The sequence below is a fragment of the Streptomyces sp. NPDC000880 genome (assembly GCF_053599675.1).
Map to the genome: position 1 here is coordinate 47,257 of NZ_JBSFMS010000041.1, position 6,262 is coordinate 53,518.

A 6,262-nucleotide genomic window follows, 5' to 3' on the forward strand; every position below is an offset into this window, starting at 1 on the left:
CAGGCTGCGCAGGCTGGGCGTACAGGACGGCATGACGCTGCTTGTCCATGCCTCCCTGCGCGCCACCGGGCTGCGCGGCGACACCGTCCGTGACGCGCTGCTGGACGTGCTGGGCGCGGACGGCACACTGGTGGTGCCCGCGTTCACCATGGAGAACTCCGACACGTCCCACTCGTACCTGGCCCGGGTGCGCGGGATGACACCCGAGCAGGCGGCGGCCTTCCGGGCGGAAATGCCGGCCTTCGACGCCGCGGCCAGCCGGAGTCAGGGAATGGGCCGGTTGGCCGAGTCCGTGCGGACCGCCGAGGGAGCCGTGCGCAGTGCCCATCCGCAGACCTCTTTCGCGGCGCTGGGGCGGCGGGCCGCGGAACTCCTCGCCCGGCATCCGCTGACTTCCCATCTCGGCGAGGACTCGCCGCTCGGAGCTCTCTACCGGGCACGGGCACAGGTGTTGATGATTAATGTGGATTTCTCCGTCTGTACCGCATTCCATCTCGCTGAATACCGCACCGGAGCGCCTCCGCGCACCTACCGTTGTGTGGTGCAGCGACCTGGCGGGGGTAAGGAATGGACGGAGTACGAAGACGCCGATCTGGACGACAGCGATTTCGACGCGATCGGCGCCGCCTTCACATGGGGCATGGAACAGAAGGGACAAGTGGGAGGAAGGCTCGCAAGGTTGTTCTCGATCAAGGACGCGGTCGACCATGCAGAGAGCTGGATGACCGAAAAGCGGTGTTGATTGACTGAACGTCGGGGGATGGAGCGTGTCGGGCTCCGGAATGATTAATTCGCTCGCGTCTCTCATCGATGCTGGGTGTGGGGGCGGGCGTTCGCACAGGACGGGGGTCGTGTGGCAGATTCAGGGCACCGAGCGGCGGACCATCGGCCGTACTTCTTTTTGAGCTATGCGCACACGCCGCGGTACGGGGCAGGGGGCCCCGATCCGGACATGTGGGTGGAGCGGCTCTTCCGCGATCTGTGCGGCCATGTGATGGCCATGACCGATCTGCCGGCCGGCGCTCCGGCCGGGTTCATGGACCGGGAGATCCGCTCGGGGGAGGGCTGGTCGGAGCGCCTGGGTGAAGTACTGGCCACCTGCCGGGTGTTCGTGCCGTTGTTCTCGCCGCGGTACTTCGCCAGCGAGATGTGCGGCAAGGAGTGGTACGCCTTCGCCCAGCGGGCGATCTACCACCAGGCCAAGAGCAACAGGCCGGCGGAGGCGATCGTGCCCGCGCTGTGGGTGCCGATGCCGCCGGAGCAACTGCCAGGTCCTGCCGAGCGGTTGCAGTTCAACCACCGTGCCTTCGGCGACCGCTACGTCACCGACGGCCTCTATGGGCTGATCAAACTCCGGATATTCGCCGAGGAGTACGAGGCCGCCGTCTATGAGCTCGCCAAACGCATTGTCAGCGTCGCCGACACTACGCGCGTCGGCTCGGGCAGCCCCGTCGACTACCGGCAGGCGCCCAGTGCCTTCGGCAAGCCCCGCGGCGGCCCCCGCCCGATGCATGTGACCGTTGCCGCGCCCACCAGTCACGAGCTGCCCGAAGGCCGCGCACCCGACTACTACGGCAAGCAGTCCCAGGACTGGAATCCCTACCATCCGGACTCGGCACGGCCGTTGGCGTACGTGGCCCAGGACCTGGTGCGCTCGCTCAACTACCAGGCGACGGTCTCCTCGTTCGACCATGAGACGCCGCCCGACCTGAGCCAGCCGCCCACCCGGCCCGAGATACTTCTCGTCGACCGCTGGGCGCTGGAGGACGAGGACCGGCGCGAGCGGCTCGCCGCCTTCGACGCGGAGCCGCGCCCCTGGGTGAGCGTCGTCGTCCCCTGGAACCGCGACGACCCGCAGAGCCGGGTGTCCGAGGCCGAGCTGGTCAAGAAGCTGGAGCGCACGATGCCCCACCAGATGCGCCAGGGCCGGGCCGCCTGCCGGGCCGCCGCCAGAGGCGTGCTCAGCATGGAGGCGTTCGGCCAGATCCTGCCCCAGGTGGTGGAGTCGGCGGCCCAGGAGTATCTGCGGCACGCCGAGGTCTTCCCGCCCGCGGCGCCCCCGGCGCCCGGAGCCCGCTCTTCCGAACGGCCCAGGCTCCGCGGCCCGATGGCCGAGTACGGCACCACGCACTACGTCCCGAACACGCGTGACATCGCCCCCGATGCGGAGGACACGGATGACGGCCAGTCGTGACGGACGCATCGTCACCTTCTATTCGTACAAGGGAGGTACGGGCCGCACGATGGCCCTGGCCAACACGGCCTGGATTCTAGCCGCGAACGGCAAGCGGGTCCTGGCGGTCGACTGGGACCTGGAAGCGCCCGGCCTGCATCGCTTCTTCCACCCCTTCCTCGACCCCTCCACGCTCGGCGCCACCACCGGGGTCATCGATCTGATCACCGAGTACGCCTGGGCCGCGACCAGCCCCGAGCCGCGCCGCGACGACTGGCATCTCGACTACGCGCGCATCCAGCCGCACGCCGTCTCCCTCACCCCCGAGAGCCTCGGCTGGGAGTTCCCCGACGGCGGCACACTCGACTTCGTCTCCGCGGGCAAGCAGAACCGCGAGTATTCGGCGACGGTCTCCACCTTCGACTGGGACAACTTCTACGACCGGCTCGGCGGCGGCCACTTCTTCGACGCGCTGCGCGAGGACATGAAGGCCAACTACGACTACGTCCTCATCGACAGCCGTACCGGCCTGAGCGACATCGCCGACATCTGCACCGTCCATCTGCCCGACATCCTCGTCGACTGCTTCACCCTCAGCGACCAGTCCATCGACGGCGCCGCCGCGGTGGCCCGGCAGATAGACGAGCGGTACGGCGGCCGGGGCATCCGGATCTTCCCGGTCCCGATGCGGATCGACGAGGGCGAGAAGGAAAAGGCGGACGCCGGACGCGCGCTGGCCCGGCTGAAGTTCGACCGCTTCCCCACCGGCCTCGCCGGGGAGGACCTCACCGCCTACTGGGGCGCGGTGGAGATTCCGTACCGGCCCTACTACGCCTACGAGGAGACCCTCGCCACCTTCGGCGACGAAGCGGGCCTGACCAACTCCCTGCTCTCCGCCTTCGAACGGCTCACGACCGTCATCACCGACCAGCGGATCACCTCGATGCCCGCCATCGGCGAAGAGGTCAGGCTCCGGATCAGGGACGCCTTCACCCGCCGCCGGCCCGCCCTGCCCGCCGACCTCTTCCTCAGCTATGTCGCCGAGAACCGCATGTGGGCCGACTGGGTGGAGTCTCTGCTCACCAGGGCCGGCTTCCGGGTCGTGCCGCGCGACGTCTCGGTCGAACGGGACCCGGCCGACCCTGACGAACTCGCCGCGGAGAACGCAGCCCGCACCGTGGTGCTGCTGTCCGGCGCATATCTCAAGTCCGCCCGGGCGGTGGAGCTCTGGTCGCGGGCCGCGGCCGAGGACCCCGGCGGCGGCAGGCACCATCTGCTGCCGATCCGGGTCGGTGACGTCCGGCTCACCACCCCGTACATCGACCGCAACCCGGTGGACCTCTTCCGGCTCGACGAGGTGCACGCCACCACCGCGCTGCTGCGGGCGCTGGACCGCCCGGTCCAGCTCCCCGACAGCGCCTCGCCGGGGCCGCGCTTCCCCGGCACCGTGCCGAAGATCTGGAACGCGCCGCCCCGCAACCCTGGCTTCACCGGACGCTCGGTGGTGCTGGAGCGGATGCGCGACCAGCTCGGCGGCGGAATGACGGTGGCCGCGGTGCTGCCCCAGCCGCAGACCCTGTACGGACTCGGCGGCGTAGGCAAGACCCAGGTCGCCCTGGAGTACGTCCACCGCTTCATGGCCGACTACGACCTGGTGTGGTGGATCTCCTCCGAGCAGCCCGACGACGTGGTTGCCGGACTCGCCGAACTCGCAGTCCGGCTCGGCGCCCAGGGCAGCGAGGACATGGCGGCCGCCTCGCAGGAGGCCATCGACCTGCTGCGGCGCGGAGTGCCGTCCTCCCGCTGGCTGCTGGTCTTCGACAACGCCGACGACCCCGAGCAGCTCAAGCGGTTCTTCCCGCCGCAGGGGCCCGGGCACATCCTCGTCACCTCCAGGAACCAGACCTGGTCGCAGTACGGGGACGCGCTGCCCGTCGATGTATTCCTGCGCGAGGAGTCCATCGAGCACCTCCAGCGCCGGGCCCGCGGGCTGAGCATCGAGGACGCCGACCAGGTCGCCACCGCCGTCGGTGACCTGCCGCTCGCCGTCGAACAGGCCGCGGCCTGGATCGCGGAGACCGCCACCCCCGTCGCCGCGTATCTGGAACAGCTCAGGGAACAGGCCGCAAGCGTCCTCGCGCTCAACCAGCCCCCCGGCTATCCCGAGCCGGTCGCCGCGACCTGGAACGTCTCCATCGAACGGCTCAAGGAGCGCTCGCCCGCCGCGGTGCGCCTCCTCCAGCTCTGCGCCTTCTTCGCCCCCGAGCCGATTTCCGCGAACCTCCTCTACAGCAAGGAGATGATCGACGCGCTCAAGCCGTACGACTCCTCGCTGCAGGAGAAGCTGGTGCTCGGCCGGGTCATCCGGGAGATCGGCCGGTTCGCGCTGGCCAAGGTCGACCAGGTCTCCAACAGCATCCAGGTGCACCGACTGGTGCAGGCGGTCATCCGGGCCCAGCTGACCGAGCAGGAGCAGCAGGACGCGCGGCACGCCGTCCACCGGGTCCTCGCGGGCGCGCGGCCCGACGACGACGAGCCGATCGACAACCCCGAGACCTGGCCGCGGTTCGCCAGCATCTGGCCGCATCTCGGCACCTCCGAGGCCAGGTTCTGCAAGGAGCCCGAGACGCGCCGGCTGATGATCGACCGGGTGCGCTATCTGTGGAAGCGCGGCGACCTGAACGCGGCGTACACGCTCGCCGACGAACTGCGCGAGGTCTGGCGCGAAATGCTGGGCAATGACGACCTGCAGTATCTCTATCTCCGCTTCCACCTCTCCAACATCCTTCGCTCGCAGGGCCGTTACGTGGAGGCCAAGGAGCTGGACGAGGTGACCCTGGAGCGTCAGCAGGCGGTGCTGGGTACCTCCCATCCGCATACGTACATGACCACCAGCGGTCTCGCGATGGACCTGGGCACCCTCGGCCAGTACGGCAGGGCGATGGAGTTGGCGACCGAGGCGCACGAGGGATTCAGCCAGATCTTCCACGAGTCCCATCCGCGTACGCTCGCGGCCGCCAACAACCTGGCGCTGAATCTGCGCATGGTCGGCCAGTACGCCCGGGCCCGCGAGATCGACCAGGAGGTCTTCGACCGGCGCACCGAAGTGCTCGGCCCGGAGCATCCGTACACCCTCTCCTCGGCCATGAACCTTGCCCGTGACCTGCGGGAAGTCGGACGGTACGAGGACTCGGTCTCGCTGCTCAGCCGGACGTACGAGATCTACAAGGAGCAGCTCGGCCGGGCCTTCCCGGGCACGCTGGCGGCGGCCAAGAGCCTCGCCGTCTCACTGCGCAGGGCGGGGCGGATCGAGGACGCGCGGCGGCTGACGACGGCCACCCGCAATCGCTATCGCGCCAAGTACACATCGGCCAACCCGGACTCGCTCGCCTGCGATCTGAATCTGGCGGCCGACCTGTTCGCGGCCGGGGAGCCGGTCGCGGCGCGGGATCTGGCGCAGGAGGTCGTCGACCAGTACGTGAGGGTGCCGGGGGAGCGGCACCCGTACACCCTCGCAGCCCTCAACAACCTGGGCATCTTCCAGTGGGGCTGTGGCGCTCCGGAGGCCGCGGAACAGCTGCTGGCGAAGGCGTCCAGGACGATGCGGGAGGTCCTGGGCGAGAACCATCCGCACGCCCTGTACAGCACCATCAACCTCGCCAACTCGCTTGCGGATCTGGGCGGTCTGGAGGAGGCGCTGGAGATCGAGCAACGGACCGTGAGCCGGCTGCGCGAGGTGCTGGGCTCGCACCATCCCGAGGTGCTCGGCATCGTCTCCAACATGTCCGTCACGCTCGGCCTGCTCGGCCGCAAGGACGAGGCGGCGCATGTGCGGGCGGAGACCGTGACGGAGCTGCAGCGGCTGCTCGGTGAGGAGCATGCGCTGACCAGGATCGCGCGGGACGAGCGCAGGGTGCACCGCGATCTGGAGCCGCTTTCCGTCTGATCCCGGGGCTCCGCCCCGGGCCCCGCGCCAATCGCCGGCGAGGCTTAATTTCCGCCGGTCGGCCTGAAGATTCAGGCACGTCTGCTCACTGGGCGCCGGGGCGCACCAGACCGCTCTCGTACGCGTACACCGCGGCCTGCACC

Annotated in this window: 3 protein-coding genes; all 3 read left to right on the top strand. The window is 69.3% G+C overall.

From position 1 onward, the window contains the following. Positions 1-31 precede the first annotated feature (31 nt). Complete coding sequence (locus tag ACWDO5_RS16260) at positions 32-742, top strand: AAC(3) family N-acetyltransferase (protein WP_450530934.1); 711 nt, start codon at positions 32-34, stop codon at positions 740-742. 111 nt (positions 743-853) lie between these two features. Beyond that, positions 854-2,194: a TIR-like protein FxsC gene (locus ACWDO5_RS16265; RefSeq protein WP_450530923.1), complete on the top strand. Its 1,341-nt coding sequence runs from the start codon at positions 854-856 to the stop codon at positions 2,192-2,194. Continuing rightward, on the top strand, positions 2,178-6,119 hold the full coding sequence (fxsT, locus tag ACWDO5_RS16270; RefSeq protein ID WP_450530924.1) for an FxSxx-COOH system tetratricopeptide repeat protein: 3,942 nt from the start codon (positions 2,178-2,180) through the stop codon (positions 6,117-6,119). Before ACWDO5_RS16265 ends, fxsT begins: the two co-directional genes overlap by 17 nt. Positions 6,120-6,262 lie beyond the last annotated feature (143 nt).

Bases quoted from the DNA above. Each gene is read 5' to 3' on its own strand.
- ACWDO5_RS16260 (WP_450530934.1), top strand. From the start codon at position 32: ATGACGCTGCTTGTCCATGCCTCCCTGCGCGCCACCGGGCTGCGCGGC.
- fxsT (WP_450530924.1), top strand. From the start codon at position 2,178: ATGACGGCCAGTCGTGACGGACGCATCGTCACCTTCTATTCGTACAAG.